Source organism: Flavobacterium sp. (assembly GCF_035299245.1).
Taxonomy (GTDB): domain Bacteria; phylum Bacteroidota; class Bacteroidia; order Flavobacteriales; family Flavobacteriaceae; genus Flavobacterium.
Genome location: NZ_DATGWY010000004.1, coordinates 188,426 through 213,008, shown reverse-complemented (window position 1 = coordinate 213,008; position 24,583 = coordinate 188,426). Strand labels below are relative to the sequence as shown.

Here is a 24,583-nt window from a genome sequence, read left to right as displayed (position 1 = left end):
TTTTGCTCTTGTTTAATTAACTTTGCTCGTATGAAGATTGAACACCACATCTCACAATTACTCTATCGTTACCAATGTGTGACTGTTCCTGGTTTTGGAGCTTTCTTAACTGAAACCCAATCAGCACAATTACATGAAGGAACTCATACTTTTTCTCCACCGAAAAAAGTGGTTTCTTTCAATTCACACATCAAAAATAACGATGGTTTATTGGCCAATCATATTGCTCAAGTTGAGAAGGTTTCGTTTGAAGTAGCCGTAAGTAACATCATGAATGAGGTTGCGGCTTGGAAAAACAATCTTCAAATTTACGGTGGAATTTCGTTGCACAACATTGGTGAATTGTTTTTCAATTCAGAGCACAATTTAGTGTTCACACCAACCAATCAAATCAATTATTTGACCGATTCTTTTGGATTGAGTTCGTATGTATCACCAGCAGTAAAACGCGAAGTGTACAAACAAGAAGTTGAAGAATTGGAAGAAAAAGCTCCCATTACTCTTACTCCAGAACGAAGAAACGGTTCGGGTGTTTTGAAATACGCCGCTATGTTTGTTTTGGGTGCTGGATTAATGACTACAGGCGGATTTTTAGGTAATGATTATTACCAAAAAGAGATGCAACAACAACGATTGCTGGTGGAAACCAAAGTGCAACAACAAGTCAATCAAAAAATACAAGAAGCAACTTTCTTTATTGATAACCCAATTCAAAATGTAACTTTATCGGTTGATGGAAGTGAAAAAGCCAATGCAACTAAAGCCTATCATTTGGTTGCTGGAGTATATCAAAAAGAATTTTATGCCAATAAATTGTTTGCCGAATTGCAGCAATTGGGTTATAAACCAACGCGATTAGCACCCAATAAGTACGGCGCTTTTCCGGTTATCTACGGAAGTTATACTAGTTACATCGAAGCACAAAATGCTCTAACTAAGATTCAAAGCGAACACAATCCGGAAGCTTGGATCATGATAAAAGAACTACAATAAAGTCCCGATTTTCGGGATTTTTTTATGGATAAAATTAATTGATTGATTAATGATTTCATTTAACTTTTGTGGCCACGAATTGTCGAATTAAAAAAATTCATCAAAAATTGGTTCGTCTTTGACGAAATTCGAATTCAATCAAATGAGAACCTATTGTATTTGTGCACCTGCCTACCGATAAGCATGTTCGTGGTAAAAAATTATACCTAACGTACTTTATTGTTTTTTTTAGAAAGAATTACTATCTATTCTTACCTTTGCAAAAAAAATTATGACTCCAAAACATCCTTCCGATTCATTAACCATTTTGACCGATTTGGTATTGCCGAGTGAGACTAATCCATTGAACAACTTATTTGGAGGTGAATTGCTGGCTCGAATGGACAGAGCTGCGAGTATTGCTGCACGTAGACATTCCAGACGAATTGTAGTTACTGCAAGTGTCAATCACGTAGCGTTCAATCGTTCGATTCCGTTAGGAAGTGTAGTCACTATTGAAGCCAAAATTTCGAGAGCTTTTACCTCGTCTATGGAGATTTTTCTGGACGTTTGGATTGAAGATCGCGAATCGGGAATACGCACCAAAGCCAACGAAGCTATTTATACTTTTGTGGCAGTTGACGATTCTGGAAATCCGGTTCCGGTTCCTGAATTGATTCCGGAAACCGAAGAAGAAAAAGCCCGATTTGACGCTGCTTTACGCAGAAAACAACTGAGTTTAGTTTTGGCTGGAAAAATGAAACCGAACGAGGCAACCGAACTAAAAGCATTGTTTGTAGAATAAACGTTTAACCGTTTTTTTATACAATAGTAATCGCCACAGATTCACAGATTCTAAATTAATTTAATCTGTGAATCTGTGGCGAAAATTTATAGTGAAATCTTGATTTTTATTGGCTAATCCATTGTTGTGGATTGGAATAAGTAGTGTTTTGAGAAACCATGAACTTCAAGACGGTTTTTCCTTCGGCATTGGTTCTGATTTTTCCTAAGCTTTGTTTTGCGGATACTTTGTCGCCTGCACTTACATTTACCGAACTTAGATTTTGGTACACTGTGAAATAATCTCCGTGTTGCACACAAACCGCTTTGTTTAAAGGCGAAATTACGATTACTTTGGTAACTTCTCCAGCAAAAACAGCGCGTGCATTAGCGCCGCTTTCTGTAGTGATTTCGATTCCGCTATTGTGAACCACAAGTGATTTGTATACTGGATGCGATTGGTTACCGTAGCCAAGAGTAATTGCTCCTTTTTCAACTGGCCAAGGCAATCTTCCTTTGTTGGCTTTGAAATTATCCGATACCAATTTGGCTTCGGGTGTCAACACAATTTTAGTTGAAGTTTCGATTGCTTTGGTTTCGGCAGCAGTGGTCGTTTTTGGGTTGGCTTTGGCTTTGGCTGCAGCCGCTTTTTTATTCGCTTCAGCAATCGCATCTTTGATTAATTTCTGAATCTGAGCATCGATTTTCTTCGTTTCTTGCTGTTTCTTTTTAATCTCAGCGGCAATTTGCTTTTTGTCTTTTTTAAGACTGTTTGCGATTTTCTCTTGATCTAATTTCTCCTTTACTAACTCTTGTTTCTGCTTTTCTTGTTCAGCTAGAAGCTTTTCCTTTTCAGTTTTTTGCCCTGATAATTTCGCATTGTAATCTTTTAACTCTGTTGTTTTCTTGACTATTTCTTCGGCTTGCATTTTTCTGTAGCTGTTGTATTGCTTCATGTATTGCAAACGTTTGTAGGCTTGAGAAAAGTTTTCAGACGACAATAAAAACATGGCTCTACTGTGCGTTGATCTACTCTTGTATGATTTTACAATCATTTGTGCGTAGTCTTCTTTGAGTTCTTTGAGTTCTTTATTGAGCTTATTAACTTCTCTCTGGTTCAGATAAATATTATTGCTCAGTACTTTGGTTTGCTTGGCAGTTGTATTGATTAACGACTCTTTCAAACCGATTTTTTCTTTTTGCAATTGCAACAATTTTACTACTGACTTTTCCTTTGAACGAACCGATTGAAGTTGTGCTTCTTTTTCTTGAATTTCTTTCAATAATTTGGCTTTTTTGCGCTCCAATTCTTCTTGATCTACCTGTGCCAATGAAACACTAGTAATCAAAAGAAAAATAAATGTAAAAATCTGTCTAATCATGTTTTTATTTTATGAAAATTCGTTCATAACCCTCAGGAACCGAATACGGAAACGAAAACTCTTCGTTTACTGAAATGGATTTATAATCGATGTCTATGGTTGTTTTTTTGTCGTCTTGATTGGCCTCAATATTCAATAATAAAGGCAAAAATAAATCATTTTGCTTTTGGTATTCTGGATACACAATTTGAAATTTTCGTGCCAATTGCTGTTGAGACACTTCTTGTTTTTTAACTAAAAATTGCTCGGCTTCAAAGAAGAATTCCTTGTGTGTGTTTTTGCTTTCTGTATCTTCTAATTTGTACAATTTATCCGTAATAGTGGCTTTGTATTTGGATTGGGTTAAATCGTCAATTGCTTTACCGAGTAGCATGTTTTGTACTTTATTGTAGTCCAAATCGGTTCCGAGCCATTTACTCAATGCCGCATAATCACCTTCAAAATAACTGCCGTTCATTTTTTCGTAATACTGAACTGATTCGGGTGTAATCAAGGCTTTGGCCATTGTTATTCCTAAAAAACGAATACTTACTAATATCTTTTCGTTTTTCTTTATTTTAATTTCAGCGGTAACGCCTTGCGATTGTTTATCGTCTTGGTATTTGGCACTTGCTTTAATGTATAATGTAGAAAAGTCGAAATTATTGTTGTAGTGATTGCTGATGATTTTTTGTGCCGAAATTTCATTACTTGCTTCTGTTGAAACCAATAATTGTTTTGGCTTGCACGAGGCTACCAAAAATACCACCATTAAAAATCCTATTCGCTTCATCATTTTATCGTTTCTTTTTAAGTAATTCATTGGCTTTGGTAAAGTAAATTTCTTTCTTTTTTTCATCGCCTAAACCATGATACGCTTCGCCTAATTGAATATTCATATTGATTTCGGTAGCCACATCATCCACTAAATAATCCATTCCCATTTCCAGTATGTCTTTGGCTTTTTTGTATTCCTTATTTTGATTGAAACCCAAACCTTGGTAATAATAAAACTGCGGTTGTGTTGGAAACAATTGAATCCATTCTTCTGATTTCGAAATTAAAGTAGTAAAATCGGCTTTTTCAACGTAACACTGCATCAACAACAATCCTGTTTCAACATCGTCTGAATTTGATTTTAAATGCATCTCGAAAAACTTAATGGCATTGGGCCAATCCTTTTTATTCACATAAAACTTCCCAATTTCTTTGGCTACTTTTACTTCTTTATCGTTTTCAAAATAACTGATTGCTTTGCTTAATTCGTTTGAATAATTGGGGTTTTTCTGAGTGAAAATTAGAAACTCATTCAGAATTCGGTGTTTGATTTTTTTATCAATTTTGTCACTTGCAAACACTTTATTCATTGAAACTACGGCTTTATCACCATCGTTATTATTCAAATGGAATTTAAACAAACTCACTTGTGCCCAATCGGAAGTTGGAATTTCTTTCTCGAGTTGTTTGGCAATTTCGAGTGCTTTCTCTTCTTGATTGCTTTTGGAGTAAATCGAAATTAGTTCGATGTAATTGGACTCTTCTTTTGGATTTTTCTTGATTTGCTCCAACAAATTGTTTTTTTCTGGACCTTGGTATTTGGCGTCTTGTAGAATTTGGCTTTTGTAAATATCGCGTTGTTCTGACTTCCCGAATTTATCATTCAGTTCGTTAATTAAAGTCAACGCTTTGTCGTATTGTTGCGTATTCATGTACAGCGAAGTCAAATCGTCTTTGTATTCTTCTTTGAATTCGATGAGTTTTTGTACAATGATTATCGCTTGATTATAATCGCGTGTATCGTAGCAAACGTCGTACATTCCGACCCAAGACCAACGGTTTTTAGAATCAATTTGAGTTGCTTTTTCGAAATTATCGTAGGCGTCTTTGTATTTTTTTTGGCTGTAATAATTTTTCCCTAACTCAAAAAAAAGTGTCGCGTTATTGGGTTGAATTGCGATGCATTTTTCTAGCGATTCGATTGCTTTATCGTAATTTTCGATTCCTTTTTGCTTCAATGCTTCATAAAAATGATCTTGAAACGCATCGGAATCAATAGCAATGTCTTCGGGTTCAGTTTGAGCCCAAAACGATGTTGGAACGAAAAACATTCCGAGAAAAAATGCTAAAAAAATACTTTTTTTCATTTATTTGATTCCTTGTTTCTTTAATACCTAACAGGTTTTGAAAACCTGTTAGGAGAGCATTATTCTAAAACCGAATAATCTCCGATGCTGATGCTTGTAAACTTACCATCAAACGATACATGATTACCAATCATTGCATTGTCTAAATGGGCGTTTTTGATGTGAGCATGCGTTTGAATCAAACTGTTTTTTATAGTTGAATCCATCACGTGACATCCTTTTCCTAGTGACACATTAGGTCCAACTGTAGCATTGATTAAAACTACATCTTCACCAATGTAACACGGTGGAATTATGGTTGAATTCTCTTGCTTAACATCGTAATCAACTAAGTAAATTCCGTCATTATGTAAGAAATTCAACATTCTGTTGTTAGTGTCAACGGTTACATCTTTGTTTCCGCAATCCATCCATTCATCGACTTCACCTGGTACAAATTTCATGCCTTTTGCCATCATTTGTTTGATTCCGTCGTTTATTTGGTATTCGCCACCGTGAATGATGTTGTTTTTGATTACCAATTGCAACTCATTTTTCAGCACGCCAACATCTTTAAAATAATAAATACCAATAACTGCAAGGTCTGAAACAAATTCTTTTGGCTTTTCAACCAGTTCGATGATTTCATTGTTTTCGTTCAAATTTACCACTCCAAATGCTTCGGGTTGATCTACTTGTTTTACCCAAATAACACTATCAGCAGTAACATCAAGATCAAAATCAGCTCGAATTAATGTATCGGCATAAGCAATTACCGCTGGTCCGCTTAACGAATCTTCGGCACACATAATTGCGTGTCCTGTTCCTAACGCTTCATTTTGATAATATATTGTTCCTTTTGCGCCTAATTTTTGGGCGATGGCAACTAATTCTTCTTCTACTTTTTTGCCAAAACTTTCGTGGATGATGAAGGCAATTTCTTCAATAGGTTGATTCAAAACTCCGGCGATATCTTCTACCAAGCGATGAACGATGGGTTTTCCGGCAATTGGAATTAATGGTTTTGGGATGGTTAATGTGTGTGGGCGAAGACGTGAACCACGTCCAGCCATTGGTACTATTATTTTCATTATTATTACTTTTAAACTTCAACATTCGTTGTTCAAAATTGAATATTCAACATTATTTGAATTTTGAACACTCAACTTGGAATTTTGAATATTGAAATATCTTACTACTTATTTTTACTTCTTGATGTTTCTATACTTTTTACAAAAATTGAAATTAATTCATCGTTTTCCTTTATTGAAACTAATAAATTTTGTTCGCCTTTGAGATATATTTTTGCTCTATGAATGATTTTCAAACAAGAATGAGTCTCACGTAATTCTTTCAAAACAACTGACATTTTATGAATGAAGTCATTTCTGGATTCAGCACTTTGAGCTTCACTATAATTCAATGATGGTGCTGTACCTGACCTAACAATTTGTCCTGATAAATGATTTCCTGCTTTGGTTGTTTTTAAATTGTCTGTAATATCTATTATTGTTACAGCAAAATCAATTAATCGTTCGTGTAAATCAAATTTTTTCATGGCTTAGAATAGTTTTATTGGTTTATATTTTAACAAAGAATATTGAATTTTGAAATAGAACACTATTTTACTCCTGTGCTACCAAATCCGCCTTCGCCTCTTGAGGTTTCGGATAATTCTTGAACTTCAATCCACTCAGCGCGTTCGTGTTTGGCGATGATGAGTTGTGCGATGCGTTCACCATTTTCGATTACAAAATCTTCGTTGGATAAATTTACTAAAATTACTCCGATTTCACCTCGATAATCGGCATCGATGGTTCCGGGCGAATTGAGAACGGTGATGCCTTTTTTGGCTGCCAAACCACTTCTTGGGCGTACTTGCGCTTCGTAACCGATAGGCAATTCGATGAAAAGACCGGTTTTTACAATCGTTCGTTCTAGTGATTTTAGTGTTATGGATTCAGAAATATTGGCTCTTAAATCCATTCCGGCTGAGGCAATGGTTTCGTAATTAGGCAGTTCGTGAGCCGATTTGTTGATTATTTTGATGGTCATTTTTTGGTTTGAATTTTCTACTTTGCTAAGATAGTAAGGATTTCCATTTTAACACAAAAAGTGATTAAGTTTTGCTGTGAATATTTGAATCATTCGCTTCGCTCATGGTTGGAACGCGGATAACACAGATGAAACGGATTGTCGCAGATTTATAATTTCTATTGATTACTGTTTGCCACTGATTCACAGATTATTCACTTTGCTTATGGTTTTGGAACGCGGATGAAAAGGATTTTTTCTGAAAACTGTGACTGTGACTGAAAACTAATTGGGAACGCGGATGAAATGAATTAGAATGCTATTAGAAGATTTCTGAACACTGCCTTCTGAATACTGAACACTGCTCTAGCCGTGATGGAAGTGAACTCTTTTGTCTTGAAAGCGTTTGGTTTTTGTTGGTGCAAAAACGCGACCAACGGAAGCGCTTTTTGTGCTTACAAAAACCTCGCTTTTGAGGCAAAAAGTGGAACGGACAGCGCGATTAGCTTCTTTTTAAAATACGCAATAAAGTGGTTTTTTCATTGTGGTAAATAAAGTATAAAAACAACGAAAGAAGTGCTATTTTAAGATAGTAATTATCGCGTAAGGATGGAATGTAAAACGAAACTGCCGAGAACACTATAGACAGCGCTAAATAACCTAAAATTCTAGGTTTGTCGTACGGAATTGGATATTTTTTTTGTCCCATTCGGTAAGAAATGACCATCATGGTTCCGTAGGCTGCAATGGTAGCTACGGCCGAACCGTAATAGCTGAATTCAGGTATCAAAAGATAATTCAAAGCAAGTGTTACGATGGCGCCAATAATAGAGATGTAAGCGCCGATTTTAGTCTTGTCAATGAGTTTGTACCAAACGGATAAGTTGGTGTAAATACCGAGGAAAAAATTGGCCAGAACTATGAGTGGAACTACTTTTATAGCTTCCCAATAACTCTCATTTGGAACCAAAACTTGTTTGAGAACATCAACAAATACAATCACAAATAAGCAAATGAACGACCCAAAAATGACGAAATATTTGGTGATGGTCGCATAAGTTTGTTGGGCATTTTCGTTGCTGGCGTGACTGAAGAAAAACGGTTCGATTCCGAGTGTATAGGCAGTTCGGAACAATACCATAAACATTCCGATTTTGTAGCATGCAGCATACGCACCGATGTCGGACTTGGGAACATTTAGTTTTTCGAGAAGGATTTTGTCAAAATGTTCGTTGATGGCGAAAGCCAAACCGGCGAGTAAAATGGGGAAACCGTAGGTCATCATTTTTTTCCATAATGTCCAGTCGAATTTCCAATTGAGTTTGAAATAATCGGGTGAAAGAATAATGAACGTGGCTAAACTAGCAATTAAATTAGAGACAAAAATGTAACCCACTTCAAAATCGGGATAATAAAACGTGTTGAAAATGCCATCGGGATGATTGTGCGCTAATTTGGGTAAAACCAACAAAAAGAAGAGATTGAGCGCTAAATTCACAACAACATTTCCGATTTTAACTACTGCATAATACAGTGGCCTTTTTTCGGCGCGGAGCTTAGAAAAAGGTATAATTACTAAGGCATCTAATGCTAAAATCCAAATGGTATAGGTAACGTATTCGACTTCGATGTTGGCCCAACTGGCGAGTTTATCTCGGTATAAAAGTGCAAGCAGTAAAAACACCATAGACGACCAAAAAAGAGAGACAATAGAAGTCGAAAAAACTTTTTTCTTATCGTCTTCGGAATTGAAAAAGCGGAAAAAAGCCGTTTCCATTCCGTAGGATAGTATGACATTGAAAAATACCAACCATGAAAATACGATGGAAACATCGGCGAATTCTTTGGAAGGTAAAACGTCAACATACAATGGATTGAGCAAAAAACTCAACATTCTAGGCAGCACAGTGGCTAAACCATAAATTAAGGTTTGTTTAAAAAGGTTTTTATAGACGCTCAAGTTAATGTGTTTTTAAACGCTGATTGTAGAAATCATCGGTTTTGAAAAGCAAAAATAGTTAATTTCTTGGTCGTGATGACGGATAAGCGAGAAGTTCTTTTTCTTTAATGTCAACAATTTTATAGTGTTGAATTTCGTTTCCGTTGTGAAATTCTAAAATAGCTTCGTTGGGTTGCAATTCGAATTTGGGTTGGGTAATTTCGGGTGCTTTATTACCGTATTCATTGGTGCTGTCGCCGTCCATAATCAAATCTTGATTTTGAGGTTTGGAATAGAAACGTACGGTAAAGTGGGTTTCGTCTTCTTTATCAAAAAAACCTTCTTTGTTTTGAAAATAGAGTTTGGCTAATGTTTGATTTTCAGGTAAAGGATTTTTGAATTGAATGTAGAAATTGATTCCGCTACCCGTTTGTTCCTGACCGCCAATCCATTTTTGAAAATAAACCGATTCGATTTCGTACGGCAATTGCGTGCTGATTTTTTTTGAGGAAGAACAGCTTAGCATTACAATAATCAAACAACTAAATACTAATTTCATTACTTTCGTTTTTTAGGTTAAACCTTCTTTATTCAAGGTTTTTACAAAGTGGAATCCACGTGGCGCATACCCTTGATTGTAATAGAATCGATGTGCTTTAAAATTTCCGGTGTACGCATCGAGAACCACTATATTGCAATTGGTTTGCTCAGCGAGATCGGAAATATAATCGGTCATAATTTTACCGATTCCTTTTCGTCTGTGATTGGAATGTACAATAAAATTGTCTATTTCGATGTATTTGCCCGACCAAAGTTTGATTCCCGACCAAAAACCAGTTAATCCAATACAAATACCGTGCTCAAAAATAGCGAGCTGTTGGTAGTTGTGCGGAATCATTTCAGTAAGATACAATTTGTACTTTTCAAGTGTGATTTCAGGATAGAGTTGTTGAATGATTTCGATTTCAGACACCATTTCGTCGATTGTGGTTAGGATTTTTGTTTCCACTTTTTTTCTATAAAAATAAAAAAAAGAGGCCACTTTTGTCGCCTCTTTGAGTATAATTAAATCTTAAAATTACTGTTTGATGAATTTTCTAATCACTTCGTTGCTTCCGTCTGAGATTTTAAGAATATAAATGCCTGTCGAAAAATTATTTAAATCAACTTCAATAGAATCGGTAGTATTCATCCATTCTAAGGTTTTCATCTCTTTACCATCGACAGTAAAAAAAGTAGTGCATAGCTTGTCTGTTGAAAAGTAGGAATTCAATCCGCTGATGGTTATTTCATCTTTTGTTGGGTTGGGATATAGTAGAACCGATTGTGTAGAATTTAATTCGGATGTAGATAAAATGGTTGAATTGGGCGTAAATCGTGCCACAACATACGAGCGGTCGAAATTCGCTATTTTGGTTGTTCCGCAGAGTACTATTTTACCATCCGATTGCGATTTTACATCCAGAGCTACATCATCATAGCCATAAATTGATAACGACATTTGACCATTAGTCCCAAAAGTCGTATCAATTGTTCCATCAGAATTAAACCTTCCGACACAAAATTTGTTACTCATTTGGTATCCTGATGTTAACCCAGCAACAACTATTTTGTTATCGTTTTGAATTGTCATACTGTTTATGTAGTCTGACATTCCCAAAAAACCATTCGAGTTAACAAACGAAACGGTACATACTCCATTGGTTCCAAATGAGGAATCAAGTTGTCCTGTTGAGTTGTATTTGGCCACAAAACCATCATTACTTGCTTGATTATTAGTGTATATCGCCCCAGAAATTAGTATTGAATTATCGCTTAGTAACATCAAATTTTTTATTTGCTGAGAATTATTCACATGAAAATTGGTGAAGATTTTGCCGTTGGTACCAAAAGTAGTGTCTAAAGTGCCGTCTGGGTTGACTAACATCAAAACATGTTGTTTGTAAGTCCCTGATGCTGGATTGATATTCGAATTTCCTGAAAGTAAAATTTTACCATCAGTTCGAAGGGCAATTCTTGCCTCTGAATCATTATTCATACCATCAAAGGTGGAAATTCCATTTGTCCCAAAAGAAGTTTCTATATCACCAAATTTATTGGTTTTTACAATATTAAAATCACCATCAGATTGATACGAATTAGTGGTAATTAAAATTTTATTATCAGAAGTATAAAGAGCGTTTCCAACCGTCATTGTTATGGATGGACCCACGTCAATATTTCTTCTTCCATTGGTTCCAAAAGTGGTGTCTAAAGTTCCATTCATATTATATTGCACCAAATAAATGTACCATTTTGTAGTATAAATGGCTCCAACAGCTAGAATTTTGTTAGTTGGTGTGATGATGATCTGTTTGATGTAATTTAACCCAACGTTAGTACCAAAAGGAGAAGTATATCCCATGGTGTTAAAACTAGTGTCTAGCGTTCCATCGGAATTGTATCGGGCAATTCGTAGTCCGTAGCCGCCGACTAGAATTTTGCCGTCGTCTTGAATCGTTAAGCATTCGGCATAATCATCGCCGTTGACAATCAAATCGGTAGCGTTGTAGCCTACCGAGTTAAAATCTTGGTCAAGTCCCCAATTTTGAGAAAAGGAAAAGTAAGTAACCAAGAGGGTTACTGGTAAAAGAAATCTGTTTTTCATAGTAAAAGTATTTATTTTTCATAGCAAATGATTGTAAATCAACACGAATATAAAAAATAATTTTTATTACTAAGTTTCTAAAAATAAAAAAAGGCACTCAAAAGAGTACCTTTATATTTGAATTACAACAACTAACCTATCCTTTTAAAGCTTCTGCTCCACCAACAATCTCTAAGATTTCGTTAGTAATAGCAGCTTGACGTGCTTTGTTGTAAGTTAATTTTAATTGATTTCTCAAATCAGTTGCGTTGTCTGTTGCTTTGTGCATTGCAGTCATACGAGCACCGTGTTCAGAAGCAAATGAATCGCGAATTGCTTTATACAATTGCGTTTTTAACGATTTTGGAATTAACGTTAAAACGATTTCTTCTTTTGTTGGTTCAAAAAGATAATCACCTGATGAAGCGGCTTTATCTGATTTTACTGGAGCTAATGGCAAAAATTGCTCAGTTTGAACAATTTGAGTTGCAGCATTTTTAAATTGATTGTATACAATTTCAATTTTATCGTAAGCGCCAGAAGTAAATAATTCGGTCAACTCATCAGCAATTTGTGCTACGTTTTCAAAAGTTAAATGATCGAAAATAGTAGTTTGGTTACTGATAACCGTATTGGTTTTCTTTAAAACATCGTTCCCTTTTTTACCAATTGCGTATACATCAACTTGTTTTCCTTCGTATTGCTCGGCAACTGTTTTTACTTGTTTGATGACATTGGTATTGAATGCTCCAGCCAAACCTCTGTTAGAAGTAATTGCTACTACAAGCACTTTTTTAATTTCGCGTTGCGATGTAAAACTTCCTCCTACTTCACCATCAAGTGTAGCACTTAAATTTTGAAGCAATTCAGTAAGTTTTTCGGCATAAGGGCGCATTGCTGTAATGGCATCTTGTGCCTTTTTCAACTTTGCCGCAGAAACCATTTTCATCGCCGATGTAATCTGCATCGTCGACTGAACGGAAGTAATTCTATTACGGATTTCCTTTAAGTTTGCCATGTTTTATTTGAAAATGAGACAATTTGAAAATTTGAAAATGGATTACATCTTCAAATCTTCAAATCATCAAATTATTAATTATATTTTGCAGCTACTTCTTTTGCTGCTTTTTCTAAAACTTCAGTAATGTTATCGTCTAACTTACCTGCTTTTAAAGCATTAAGAACGTCTCTGTGCTTAGTATTTAAGTATTGAATGTAATCACTTTCAAATTCTTTTACTTTTACAACTGGAACATCTCTCAACAAATTTTTAGAACCTGCATAGATAATAGCTACCTGATCTTCTACAGTGTAAGGATCGTTTACGGCTTGTTTTAAGATTTCAACGTTTCTTTTACCTTTTTCAATTACATTTAAAGTAACCGCATCTAAATCAGAACCAAATTTAGCAAACGCTTCCAATTCACGGAATTGAGCTTGGTCTAATTTTAAAGTACCAGCCACCTTTTTCATTGATTTAATTTGTGCATTACCTCCAACACGAGATACCGAAATACCAACGTTAATTGCTGGACGAACCCCAGAGTTGAACAAATCACCATCAAGGAAAATCTGTCCGTCAGTAATCGAAATTACGTTGGTTGGGATGTAAGCAGAAACGTCACCAGCTTGAGTTTCGATAATTGGTAAAGCGGTTAACGAGCCTCCACCTTTTACGATACCTTTTAATGTCTCTGGTAAATCGTTCATATTTTTCGCGATATCATCATCGGCAATTACTTTACAAGCTCTTTCTAATAAACGAGAGTGAAGGTAGAAAACGTCTCCAGGGTAAGCCTCACGTCCTGGTGGTCTTCTTAATAAAAGTGACACCTCACGGTAAGCAACCGCTTGCTTTGATAAATCATCATAGATAATCAAAGCTGGGCGACCTGAATCACGGAAATATTCTCCGATTGCAGCACCCGCCATTGGAGCATATACCTGCATTGGAGCTGGATCAGAAGCGTTTGCAGCAACGATAACCGTATACGCCATTGCTCCTTTGTCTTCTAATGTTTTTGCAATTCCAGCTACAGTTGAAGCTTTTTGTCCAATTGCAACATATATACAGAATACTGGTTGACCAGCATCATAAAATTCTTTTTGATTTAAGATTGTATCAATACAAACCGTTGTTTTACCTGTTTGACGGTCACCGATAACTAACTCACGTTGACCTCTACCTACTGGAATCATCGCATCGATTGATTTGATACCTGTTTGTAATGGCTCAGTTACTGGTTGACGAAAGATAACTCCAGGAGCTTTTCTTTCCAAAGGCATTTCGTATAATTCACCACCGATTGGTCCTTTACCATCAATTGGGTTTCCTAATGTATCTACAACACGTCCAACGATTTGCTCACCTACTTTTAAAGAGGCAATACGTTGTGTACGTTTTACTGTTGATCCTTCTCTAATTCCGGTTGATGGACCTAAAAGTACAACCCCAACGTTGTCTTCTTCTAAGTTCAATACGATTGCTTCTAATCCGTTGTCGAATTGAACTAACTCACCGTATTGAGCATTTGACAAACCGTAAACGCGAGCAATACCATCACCCACTTGAAGTACTGTTCCTACTTCTTCTAACGAAGCACCTGATTCAAAACCAGATAATTGTTTTTTTAATATTGCTGTAATTTCAGCTGGTTTAATTTCTGCCATTTTGATATATCTTTAATGGTATATTAATTACTAAACTCTCTTTTTAATTCACCTAATTTGCTAGCTACAGAAGCATTGTATTGCTTATCACCAACACGTAATATAAATCCGCCAATAATAGCTGGATCTACTATATTTTCAATCGTAATTTTCTTGTTTGAAAATTCTGCAATTTTAGCCAACACTTTGGTTTGTAACTCGGCTGTAATAGGAAAAGCTGTTGTTACTTTGGCAACTTCAACTCCGTTACTTTCATCGAAAAGCAAATTGTATTGTTGTGCTATGGATTCCAAAATTTCAAATCGTTTGTTTTCAAATAATAAGTGAAACAATGAACTTGTTTCAGGTTGAACATTTGAAAACAATTCAGACAATGCTGCTTTTTTAGCTTCCATTTTAATAACTGGATTAGCTAAAAAGTCTTTTAATTCAGAACTAGATACTACTGTTTCAACAATCATTTTCATGTCGTTGTTTACAGCTTCATTTCTTCCTGAAGTTGTAGCAATGTCTATTATTGCCTTTGCATATCGAATTGCAGCTCTAGACATAATGATTAATTTAATTTAGCATCACCTAACATTTTCTCAACTAATTTAGTTTGAGATTCTTTGTTAGATAATTCATCTCTTAATACTTTTTCAGCAATCTCTAAAGATAATGTAGAAACCTGATTTTTCAATTCGGCCATCACAGCATTCTTTTCGCTTTCGATAGCTGCTTTTGCTTGAGCAATCATTTTTTCTCCTTCCGCTTGCGCTTGAACTTTGGCATCAGAAACTAATTTATCTTTCATTTCTTTAGCCTCTTTTAACATTGCATCACGCTCAGCTCTTGCATCAGCCAATAATTTTTCATTGTCTGATTTCAAATTTTGCATTTCTTTCTTAGCATTCTCTGCTGAAAGTAAGGCATTTTTGATTCCTTCTTCTCTTTCGTTTACTGCATCAAGAATAGGTTTCCATGCAAATTTCTTTAACAAAAGAATTAAACCAATGAAAATTAATGATTGCCAAAAAAACAATCCGAGAGAAAAATCGCTTATTAACTTTTCCATATTATAGTGTAATTATATGTATAAAATTTAATTTCTAATTTAGAAACAAAAGCTATAACCAACCGTTATAGCTTTTTGTTTATTAATTTTCTGCAACAGCAAATAAAGCTGCGAAACCGATACCTTCGATTAACGCTGCAGCAATAAGCATAGCAGTTTGAATTTTTCCAGATGCATCTGGTTGACGAGCGATAGCGTCCATTGCAGAACCACCGATTCTTCCGATACCGATACCTGCTCCGATTACTACTAAACCTGCTCCAACAATTCTTGGGATGTCCATAATATATATATTTAATTAAACATTCAAATTTATAGCTCTAAGCTAGCACTTGGCTTTAGCTTATAACTCTTTATTAATGATGACCTTCGTGTGCTTCTTCGTGGTGGTGTTCTTCAACAGCTGAACCAAAATACAATGCAGACAACATAGTGAAGATATACGCTTGTAATAAAGCAACTAATATTTCGATTAAAGAAATAGCAAACGACAATAAAAACGACAAGCTACTTCCTAACCAGTTTTTGAAAATAAACATTAATCCTATCAAACTCATCAATACGATGTGTCCTGCTACAATGTTAGCATAAAGACGAATCATAAGTGAGAATGGTTTGATGATAGTACCTAATAATTCAATAGGCATTAATACAAATTTCATTAATGTTGGTACTCCTGGCATCCAGAAAATGTGACCCCAATAATCTTTCTTTGCTGTAAAGGTTGTGATTAAATAAGTAATCAACGCTAAACATGCTGTGATGGCAATATTTCCTGTTACGTTAATTCCTAGTGGAGTTAATCCGAAGATGTTTAAAAACCAAATGAAGAAAAAGATTGTCAATAAATAACTCATGTATTTCTTGTAGTGTTTCTCTCCGATATTTGGAATGGCAATTTCGTCTCTAACATATAAAACGATAGGTTCAAAAAAGCGTCCTGCTCCAGTAGCAATAGAATTGTTTTTTCCGTATGATTTGGCCAAACCTCTAAATAAGAAAAACATGATTAAAGCCACCACAAAAATCATAAAAACGTTTTTGGTGATTGAAAAATCAAGAGGTTTTGTATTTGTTGGGTGATGTTTATCGTCTAACGTTAAAGCGCCATCAGCTGAATCAACTTTATAAATTTTTCCGTGGTGTAATTTGTAAAAATTCCCATCAACTTCAGCAGTTTCATGTTCGTTGTGAAATTTAGAAGAAGAGAAAATATGTAATCCGTTGTCCAAAAGAATCACTGGTAATGGAAATCCAACATGATGTTGCTCACCAGAATCATCTTTATAACCCATGATATTAAAATCATAAGAATCCATTAAGTGGTGGTTGATGAATTCACTAATTTCTGTTTTAATATCTTTTGGCTCATTGCTTTCTCCATGAGCATTTTCAGTGTCATGAGCCACTTTTTCATGAGTTGTTTCAACAGTTGTAGCAACCGAATCGTTTACAGGATTTGCGTTAGTTGCTATTGGTAGACACGCAACTAAAAGAGCGGTTATGAATTGAAGTGATTTATTTGAAAACACCATATCTGATAATTATCTTAATTTTATTTTCTCAAATTTGGTGCAAAAGTACAATTTTAATTAATATTTAAAAGTAATAGTTTTGTTTTTTTTGATGAAATTATCGATTAAAGAATGAATTATTGTTTATTGTTTAAAATTCGTACAGCAATAACGGTTTCTATTGCTAAAAAAAGAATAAAAATTACAAAAAAATTGATTTTTTCTGTTGGTTGATGAATGGCTTTAACTTTAAGTATGGGTTGCATAAAAAAGAATGCAATTCCCATTTTGGCTACGGTTAAAAAAAGAAATGTAAAACCAACGTGATCAATGTTCTTTCTGTTGACCAAAATTAGGATTCCTATTATCACAGCTGAAGCAATACAGAAAAACAAATACAATAACTCAATAGAATAAATAAAAAGATTTTCAATCCCTATTGGGAAAAATAATCTGAAAACAAGCTTGTGGATAAGGTACACTAGCAAAGAAAAAAGAAACATCTTTGCTAGGAGTTTGAATTCTGTAGTTTTCATTGATTGCTATTCATTTACGAATTCAAGTCTTTAAGTTGACGGTTAAGATTATAAAACGAAATGGCAATACCAAGCAGGGTTAATACTTTTACAAAAACGTTGTGTTTGTTAGGATAATAATCGTCCAACCAATTCCCGCCTTTTGAAAAAAGAAAAATTACCACTCCCATTTGAATCGGAATGTTGATTAAAACCAACCATTTATTGGGCTTTTTCTTCGGTGTGTTGTTCATTAGAATGGGATTTCTGAATGTTTTTCATCACACAAGTGGCACTAAACTCGGCTCCAGGCTCAACCGAAAGTTTCCCACAAACCACATCACCAATAATCACGGCTTTTGATTTGATGTTGAGCGTTTCCAGAACTTGGATTTTACCTTCAAAACGACCTTCTATATCGGCATTTTTACAAACTATATCGCCTTTTACAAGTCCGGCCGGACCAATAACTAATTTCCCTTTGGATTGGAAATTCCCTATTAAATGACCGTCCAATCGGAAATCAGCAGGAGAAATAATGTTCCCGTTTATTGATGTTCCTTCTACAATCCTATTGGTTTTTCCGAGTAAATCGGTATATGATTTTTGACTTTTTTGAAACATTCTTATCCTCTTTTTGGCTGACTGTTAACAGATGGAGGCATCATCATGTTTCCTGGATCATCTCCTTTTTCACTGCCTTTATCTTGACCTTTTACATCAAAGCCTTTGGTTTCATTCTTGATTTCGCCTTTTGAAGAATTATCTCTTACCTCATCTGGTTTTTGTTCTCTTATCGCTTTAGGTTTCTCAACTTTTACTTCTTCTTTAGGAAGTACAATTGTTGGTTTTTGCTTTGGTTCAAAATTTGGACCTGTTCCGGCAATGTATTCCTCTAAGTTTTTGAAAATCTGAACTATTTTATAATTCTCACTCGAAATAATAACCGCTGGATCGTTGATTTTGTATTCTTTAAATTCTTTTAAAACCTGTGATAATCCTTTAGCATTTTCTTTTGATGTTATTCCGTGTACAACAATTAAATTTTTATCCATTGTATAGACATCGGTTGAAACAGTTAATTTTTCTATCGTACGTTCTTTGGCCAGTTTATTGAGTTTGTCCAATAATACTTTGTTGTCTTTTTCTACTAAACTCTTTGGTTGGTAGATAATCTTCCAGCTAGTTGGCACTTCGTCTTCAAAATACAAAGCTTCCAACATCGGTATTTTGGTAGCGATAAATCTCTCAGTTTCTTTTCCTTCTTGACTATTTGGATAGGTCAAAGCAACAAAATTAAGTGCTTTTTTGTATTCTGTTAAACCAAATAACTTCCCTATAAGTTGTGCTTTTAGTAATTCGAATTTAGGCAACATTTCTTCACCAGCAAATTCCACCACAGCCATATCGGTTTTTACCAACGTTTCTCGTAACAATCCTGCCTCAAAATCTTTATAAAGACTAGCATACACTACTTCTGGCTTTCCTAACTCCAAACTCACTGAATTATCGTTTAGAATCTGAGCATATCTCGAACTTGGATGTTCTGATATGATGCGACCTTTCATTGCAACTGCTTTGGCTGGATCAATGATTTCGTATATTTTAAACAAATTATACATGGCTGGCAACACCAATCGCTCTTCGGGATTGTTTTCAAGTAACGTTTCCAATTTACTTGCAGCCAATTTGTATTCTTTGAATTTCTCTTTATAAATAACTCCCAATTGGTAGTACGCAAAGTTTCGTTCTTTAGCAATGCTGTCCAATTCTTTTTGTGAAGAAGGTAAATCTTTGATGTAATAATCGGTAGTAAAACGAGCTTCTTCTTTTTCAACTACATCTTTTGAGCCTTCTTCTTCCTCTTCTTTTTCGTTGGATTTCGATTTTTGTAAACTCGATAATCTCCAATTGGCATCGTGTGTTCTTTTTCCCCATTTTTTGGCAAACTCATTTCGCCCATAGGCAACTGTGGTTTGATTGTAAAAATAGAATTCAGCTGAACTTCCTGCTTTTGGACCAAGAGCTTGTGGCTTGGTATCAGCACCTTTTGCATTATCAAAAAGATTCATAGAAGGACTGTCGGCGCTTTTAGATTCTTCCTCAAGAGCTAATTTTTCTTTTAATTTTTTATCTTCTTCTTTAAGTTTTGAGATGACTTCTTTAAAGTACGCTTCTTTGTCGGCTGGCGACATTTTTGCCATTTTTAAAAGGCTGTCGTTGCGTTGAGCTATTCCTTCAAATTTGATTACATCTTCTAAATTTTCTCTCTTTTTGGAAATAAGTTTGTGCTCTCTTGAACGTGGATCCAAAACGGCAAGCGTGCTATCAAAATACTTTCCAGTAACAACGTATTTGGCTTTTTTGAAGTAAATATCGGCCAAATTTCTGTGATTCGAGGCAATTAAATAATTGTCTTTTGGTTTCGAATTGAGTGAAATGTTATAGTACTTGATGGCTTGCTTGTGGTTGTTTTGTTTATCGTAAAACAATCCCATTTGGTGGTTTAAGAAATCCAAATACGGACGATTTTCACGATCTTCAAGTAGGTCTTTGTATTTTTTTACGAAAGCCAAAGTATCGCCTGATGCATAATCAAATTGTAATGCCTGTTTGATGTGCGATTGGATTACGTATTGTCTTGGCGATCTTCTGTTCATATCAATCACCTCTTGATACATTACATACGCACTATCTTTATGACCCATCTGATCATGTAATTGTGCTAAAATAAATCGGTAACGTGCCTTTTCTTCGTTTTCTTTGGTGAATTCAGTGGCGATTTTAAGACGAGCAATAGCGCTGTCTTTTTCCTCCAAATTTAAAAATGCCTGAGCCAGAGTAGCATTCGCATCAGCAAAAATTTGATCTTTAAATTTTATTTCTTTTAATAGCTTTCTCAAATTAGCAACTGCCTGAGCATCATTTTCTAAACGCATATTGGTTCTTTCGCGCCAAATCTTTACTTCATAAATTTTATCGCTACTAGGGTATTTGTACAATACATAATTGAATGCTTCTAATGCTGGAATGAATCGTTGATCGTAATACCGCGCTTTTCCTAACATCAAATGCGCTTCGTCCATTTGAGGGTTTTTTTCAGAACCATCAATGTTCATTGAGTGTTTTTGAATGGCTTTTACTGATTTGGTTTCGGCACGTTCAAAGTTCGGATTAGGAGTTTGACCTGGAAGCATTGCTTCTTTAGAAACCTGCATTCGTTCTACTGGAAGAATTTCCCAGAAATTGTCGTTGTAAGTAGTTTTTAAGTCGGAAACACCTTTATCTAAAGCAATTCCTCCATTATATAAAATATTATATTTGGTGCTAAGAGCATGAGAATTTCTACTTAAAAAGCTATTTCTTTTGGTTGAACAAGCAACTAAAAAAATAAGTAGTGCTCCAAGTATTAAGTGTCTGGATGTAATGGTTTTCAATGTAAAAAACGTTTTTAGTATTAACTCGTAAAAGTCAATTTTAGTATAACTAACTGGTAAAAATACGTTTCTTTTTGATATGGTGAAAAAAAATATAGTTTTTTTGATTCGGTAAACGGATAACACTACCACGTAGTCTTTATTCACACGTGGCAGTGCTTCAATTGTTAAACAGCAAAAAAGGCTTCCAATTCCTTTAAGGTTTCAGGAGAAGTTTGAATGTCTTTTACAACTTCGCCTAAATGTAAAGCTACAATTCGGTTGCATACCTCAACGGTGTGAACCAAATCGTGAGAAGAAACCAAAACGGTTACATTCGGATCATCGGCCAATTCCTTGATGATTTTTTTCAGACGATTGACTGTGGTTGGGTCTAAGTTGGCAAACGGTTCGTCTAAAATAACCACTTCGGGCTTTCCGATTAAAGTGGCAATAATTCCCACTTTTTTCATGTTTCCTTTGGATAAATCTCTAAGGTATTTTTTGCTGTTTAGAATTTCTCCGTTAAAAAATTCTTCGTGTTTTTTCAATAAAGCATCTACATCGGCTTTGTTTTGACCGCGCAAATCGCCAATGAAATAAAAATATTCTTCGGCCGTTAAGTATCCAATTAAGAAACTTTCATCGATGAATGCCGAAGTAAATGGTTTCCATGACTCACTAGTATTGACTTGAACTCCGTTGTTAGTAATGTTTCCTGTTGAAGGTTGAATTAAATCCAGTAGTAAACTGAAAAAGGTAGTTTTTCCAGCTCCGTTATTTCCTACTAATCCGAAACTTTGTCCTTTTGGAATTTCAAGGTTATTTATATTTAAAACTTTAACTCCGTTGTTGTACGTTTTTGAAAGGTTATTTGCAAGTATCATTTGTGTAGTATATTAGAAATTAGTGAATGGTAATTAGCTTTTTTGTTTGTATGCAGCAATGATAGCATACTTTTCGGTTTTGTATATTTTTTCGATTTTAGAAAACATATAATCTCTAAAAGCAAATCCTAAAACTCCGGCCAATGCCACAAAAAGCAACCCGATGTTGGGTGAAAAAAGATAATATCCTGCTGCGTACAAAATCATAGGCAAAGCCATTTTTGGAATTGCAATTAGCATGGTTTTCATGTTAAAGGCTTGTTTATCTCCAAACGCTTGTTTTGAGCTTGCTAAATCAATAGGTGTTTTCACAAATGCACCGCCAAACATTACCAAATGTGAATTCACACCAATATTAAAAATCGCCGCAACCACAACAATTAAGTAGGTATGCAGACCAAAAAACAAGTAAAACGAAGCTAAAATGGTTGAAAAAACTGTTCCGATAACCATCAACCACCATTTGGATTTGATGTATTCTTTGTAGGGAATGTTTTGACTCATCATCAATTGGTAGTATGCGCTGTCCCAACTCGGAACGAATTGTCCGAAAGTGAATAAAAATCCGCCCGAAACAAAAATCCCAGCAAACACTTTCATCGCTGGATTATCATAAGCTTCAATAGAACCTGTGTAAAACAGTAACCCATAAAAAACAAACACCACACTCATTATCAATGTAGTTTTGGATCGTTTGTTTCTTCGCAATAATCGAATGTCATTTTTTAAGAAAGTACCCAAAGTTCCAAATTGGTTCAACCAAGTGTAGTTCTCCGTTTTGGCTAAATCGGTTTTCTTGGCCAATCCTTCATCTAGATTGAGATGATTTTTGAAATAATTGAAAGCGGAATAATACAATCCAACAAGAGCTAAAATAGGCAGAATGAAAACATACGATGTGGTGTACATCGCTTGAAAAAACGAAACCGTATAATTAGTAATGTCAAAAATTTGATAGTATTGAGCCAAAGCCAAACTAGCAAATACCGTTAAAACACTATAAAAGACGATGTTTTTATTATTAATTATGATGTTCAAAAAGTTGTTACAATAAATAAGCGCCAGAATTCCTAAATGCCACAGTAGCATGTTCAATCCGCAACCATCAATCAATGCCACAACGGTAAACGGAACAAAGAAAAATGCATGCGTCCAATTGAAAAAAGACAAGGCCGTTTTCCCAAGAGTAAAATGAACTATTGTTCCTCTTTTAATGGGTAAATGCAACAATGGTTTGATGTTTACAACGGGCATTTTTTGCAAAAAATACCGAATCAACAAATCTACTGCCAAGTAATAAATCATGAACTGGTTTACAGTTAGCATTGGATCCAGTTTCAGTTTTTCTTTAAGAACGTAATACACAGAAACTCCTGCGACTGAAAAAATCAGTATGAAATAAACGGCAACAAAACCCATTATCACTTTCATGGCAATGTTAGTTCCTAATGATGCCGATCGGAAAAAAGCTTTCCATTCGAGTCTAATGAAGTGTTTGAACATAAAGGATGGTTTTTGGTTTATGAATTAGTTCACAAACGTTTCGATTTGTTACAACTATTTTCAAAGTTTCTATAATTATTAAATCGGTCGTATTTCTTACCTTTGTCAAAAATAAAACTACATGTCATCATTTTATAAATTACAGATTAAAGAAGTAAAAAAGGAAACTCCAAACGCCATTTCTGTTGCTTTTTCAGTTCCAACCGAATTGCAATCGGCATATCAATTTATAGCAGGTCAATACGTCAATTTAAAGTTGACTTTAGACGGAAAAGAAATCAGAAGAGCGTATTCGATTTGTTCATCTCCAAATAGTGGCGAATTGAGAATTTCTATAAAATCAGTAGCTAACGGACATTTTTCGAGGTTTGCCAACGAAAATTTAAAAGCCGGCGATTTGTTGGAAGTTGGCGTTCCTGAAGGGAAATTCACTTTCGAACCCAACGCCGACCGTCAGAAAAATTACGCAGGATTTGCTGCTGGAAGCGGAATTACACCCGTAATGTCTATTCTTCAATCGGTTTTAGAAAACGAACCCAACAGTACTTTTGTTTTGGTATACGGAAATAAAACGCCTAACGATACTATTTTTCTCCATCAATTGCACGAACTACAACTGCAATACGTAGGCCGCTTTTTTGTACATTATGTGTACAGTCAAACTAAAGTAGAAGGCGAACTTTTTGGCCGAATTGACAAATCCAATGTGAATTTTGTGTTGAACAACAAACACAAAGAAAAAGAATTCGACAAATTCTATTTATGCGGTCCGGAGGAAATGATCAATTTGGTTTCGAATGTATTGAAAGAGCATAATGTGACCGAAAAAAACATCAAATTTGAACTGTTTTCTACTTCTTCTTCCGAAGAAAATACTACAGCAAGCTCAGGAAGTGGTCATACTAAAATTACGGTTTTGGTGGATGACGAAGAAACTACTTTCGAAATGAGTCAGAAACAAACTCTTTTGGAAGCGGCTTTAAAACAAGGAATTGACGCTCCGTATTCGTGTCAAGGCGGAATTTGTAGCAGTTGTTTGGCTCGAATTTCTAAAGGAACGGCCGAGATGAAAAAAAATTCCATTTTAACTGATAAAGAAGTAGCCGATGGTTTGATATTAACGTGTCAAGCGCATCCAACATCAAGTGAAATTTTTGTTGATTTTGATGATGTTTAAAACAGT

The 24,583-nt window shown here is 35.1% G+C and carries 24 protein-coding genes; 3 read left to right on the top strand and 21 right to left on the bottom strand.

Going from position 1 to position 24,583, the window contains the following annotated elements:
* The first annotated feature begins 30 nt into the window (after window positions 1–30).
* On the top strand, window positions 31–993 hold the full coding sequence (locus VK161_RS02600) for an SPOR domain-containing protein (RefSeq protein ID WP_324213196.1): 963 nt from the start codon (window positions 31–33) through the stop codon (window positions 991–993).
* A 271-nt stretch (window positions 994–1,264) separates the two neighbouring features.
* A complete protein-coding gene (locus VK161_RS02595) occupies window positions 1,265–1,777 on the top strand; it encodes an acyl-CoA thioesterase (protein ID WP_324213195.1) in 513 nt (170 codons plus the stop codon).
* Between the two features lie 106 nt (window positions 1,778–1,883).
* On the opposite strand, the gene VK161_RS02590 is transcribed toward VK161_RS02595, so the two are convergent.
* The 21 genes from VK161_RS02590 to VK161_RS02490 all read right to left on the bottom strand — a co-directional run bounded on the left by VK161_RS02590 (window position 1,884) and on the right by VK161_RS02490 (window position 23,400).
* The gene (locus tag VK161_RS02590) at window positions 1,884–3,137 is read right to left on the bottom strand and encodes a murein hydrolase activator EnvC family protein (RefSeq protein WP_324213194.1); all 1,254 of its coding nucleotides are present in this window, start codon (window positions 3,135–3,137) and stop codon (window positions 1,884–1,886) included.
* A gap of 4 nt (window positions 3,138–3,141) precedes the next feature.
* Window positions 3,142–3,912, bottom strand: coding sequence for a DUF4292 domain-containing protein (locus VK161_RS02585; protein ID WP_324213193.1), 771 nt, complete (start codon window positions 3,910–3,912; stop codon window positions 3,142–3,144).
* A gap of 1 nt (window position 3,913) precedes the next feature.
* Window positions 3,914–5,260 carry a tetratricopeptide repeat protein gene (locus VK161_RS02580; protein WP_324213192.1) on the bottom strand — a complete coding sequence of 449 codons (1,347 nt, stop codon included), beginning with the start codon at window positions 5,258–5,260 and terminating at the stop codon, window positions 3,914–3,916.
* A gap of 59 nt (window positions 5,261–5,319) precedes the next feature.
* Entirely contained in the window at window positions 5,320–6,330 is a 1,011-nt protein-coding gene (locus VK161_RS02575; RefSeq protein WP_324213191.1) for a sugar phosphate nucleotidyltransferase, read from the bottom strand.
* Window positions 6,331–6,434: 104 nt separating this feature from the next.
* Window positions 6,435–6,797: a four helix bundle protein gene (locus tag VK161_RS02570; protein WP_324213190.1), complete on the bottom strand. Its 363-nt coding sequence runs from the start codon at window positions 6,795–6,797 to the stop codon at window positions 6,435–6,437.
* A 62-nt stretch (window positions 6,798–6,859) separates the two neighbouring features.
* On the bottom strand, window positions 6,860–7,294 hold the full coding sequence (dut, locus tag VK161_RS02565) for a dUTP diphosphatase (protein WP_324213189.1): 435 nt from the start codon (window positions 7,292–7,294) through the stop codon (window positions 6,860–6,862).
* Between the two features lie 481 nt (window positions 7,295–7,775).
* Window positions 7,776–9,233, bottom strand: a complete 1,458-nt coding sequence (locus VK161_RS02560) for a lipopolysaccharide biosynthesis protein (RefSeq protein ID WP_324213188.1) — start codon at window positions 9,231–9,233, stop codon at window positions 7,776–7,778.
* 58 nt (window positions 9,234–9,291) lie between these two features.
* The gene (locus tag VK161_RS02555; protein ID WP_324213187.1) at window positions 9,292–9,771 is read right to left on the bottom strand and encodes a hypothetical protein; all 480 of its coding nucleotides are present in this window, start codon (window positions 9,769–9,771) and stop codon (window positions 9,292–9,294) included.
* Window positions 9,772–9,783: 12 nt separating this feature from the next.
* Window positions 9,784–10,221 carry a GNAT family N-acetyltransferase gene (locus VK161_RS02550; RefSeq protein ID WP_324213186.1) on the bottom strand — a complete coding sequence of 146 codons (438 nt, stop codon included), beginning with the start codon at window positions 10,219–10,221 and terminating at the stop codon, window positions 9,784–9,786.
* A 69-nt stretch (window positions 10,222–10,290) separates the two neighbouring features.
* Window positions 10,291–11,859: a T9SS type A sorting domain-containing protein gene (locus tag VK161_RS02545; protein WP_324213185.1), complete on the bottom strand. Its 1,569-nt coding sequence runs from the start codon at window positions 11,857–11,859 to the stop codon at window positions 10,291–10,293.
* 136 nt (window positions 11,860–11,995) lie between these two features.
* On the bottom strand, window positions 11,996–12,856 hold the full coding sequence (atpG, locus tag VK161_RS02540; RefSeq protein ID WP_324213184.1) for an ATP synthase F1 subunit gamma: 861 nt from the start codon (window positions 12,854–12,856) through the stop codon (window positions 11,996–11,998).
* Window positions 12,857–12,930: 74 nt separating this feature from the next.
* Window positions 12,931–14,508, bottom strand: coding sequence for a F0F1 ATP synthase subunit alpha (gene atpA, locus VK161_RS02535; protein ID WP_324213183.1), 1,578 nt, complete (start codon window positions 14,506–14,508; stop codon window positions 12,931–12,933).
* 23 nt (window positions 14,509–14,531) lie between these two features.
* Window positions 14,532–15,065 (bottom strand): ATP synthase F1 subunit delta, encoded by a 534-nt coding sequence (gene atpH / locus VK161_RS02530; protein ID WP_324213425.1) that lies wholly within the window; start codon window positions 15,063–15,065, stop codon window positions 14,532–14,534.
* Window positions 15,065–15,565 carry a F0F1 ATP synthase subunit B gene (locus tag VK161_RS02525; RefSeq protein ID WP_324213182.1) on the bottom strand — a complete coding sequence of 167 codons (501 nt, stop codon included), beginning with the start codon at window positions 15,563–15,565 and terminating at the stop codon, window positions 15,065–15,067. Before VK161_RS02525 ends, atpH begins: the two co-directional genes overlap by 1 nt.
* An 82-nt stretch (window positions 15,566–15,647) precedes the next feature.
* Window positions 15,648–15,848 carry an ATP synthase F0 subunit C gene (atpE, locus tag VK161_RS02520; RefSeq protein WP_324213181.1) on the bottom strand — a complete coding sequence of 67 codons (201 nt, stop codon included), beginning with the start codon at window positions 15,846–15,848 and terminating at the stop codon, window positions 15,648–15,650.
* 73 nt (window positions 15,849–15,921) lie between these two features.
* A complete protein-coding gene (gene atpB, locus VK161_RS02515) occupies window positions 15,922–17,100 on the bottom strand; it encodes a F0F1 ATP synthase subunit A (RefSeq protein ID WP_324213180.1) in 1,179 nt (392 codons plus the stop codon).
* Between the two features lie 529 nt (window positions 17,101–17,629).
* Window positions 17,630–17,848, bottom strand: coding sequence for an AtpZ/AtpI family protein (locus VK161_RS02510; protein WP_324213179.1), 219 nt, complete (start codon window positions 17,846–17,848; stop codon window positions 17,630–17,632).
* Window positions 17,817–18,218 (bottom strand): polymer-forming cytoskeletal protein, encoded by a 402-nt coding sequence (locus VK161_RS02505; RefSeq protein WP_324213178.1) that lies wholly within the window; start codon window positions 18,216–18,218, stop codon window positions 17,817–17,819. Before VK161_RS02505 ends, VK161_RS02510 begins: the two co-directional genes overlap by 32 nt.
* A gap of 2 nt (window positions 18,219–18,220) precedes the next feature.
* Window positions 18,221–21,031 (bottom strand): tetratricopeptide repeat protein, encoded by a 2,811-nt coding sequence (locus VK161_RS02500; protein WP_324213177.1) that lies wholly within the window; start codon window positions 21,029–21,031, stop codon window positions 18,221–18,223.
* A gap of 167 nt (window positions 21,032–21,198) precedes the next feature.
* Window positions 21,199–21,897, bottom strand: coding sequence for an ABC transporter ATP-binding protein (locus VK161_RS02495; protein WP_324213176.1), 699 nt, complete (start codon window positions 21,895–21,897; stop codon window positions 21,199–21,201).
* A 33-nt stretch (window positions 21,898–21,930) separates the two neighbouring features.
* Entirely contained in the window at window positions 21,931–23,400 is a 1,470-nt protein-coding gene (locus tag VK161_RS02490) for a DUF5687 family protein (RefSeq protein WP_324213175.1), read from the bottom strand.
* Window positions 23,401–23,521: 121 nt separating this feature from the next.
* Here VK161_RS02490 and VK161_RS02485 point away from each other — a divergent pair, with 121 nt between their 5' ends.
* Window positions 23,522–24,577: a ferredoxin--NADP reductase gene (locus tag VK161_RS02485; RefSeq protein WP_324213174.1), complete on the top strand. Its 1,056-nt coding sequence runs from the start codon at window positions 23,522–23,524 to the stop codon at window positions 24,575–24,577.
* Window positions 24,578–24,583: the final 6 nt, after the last annotated feature.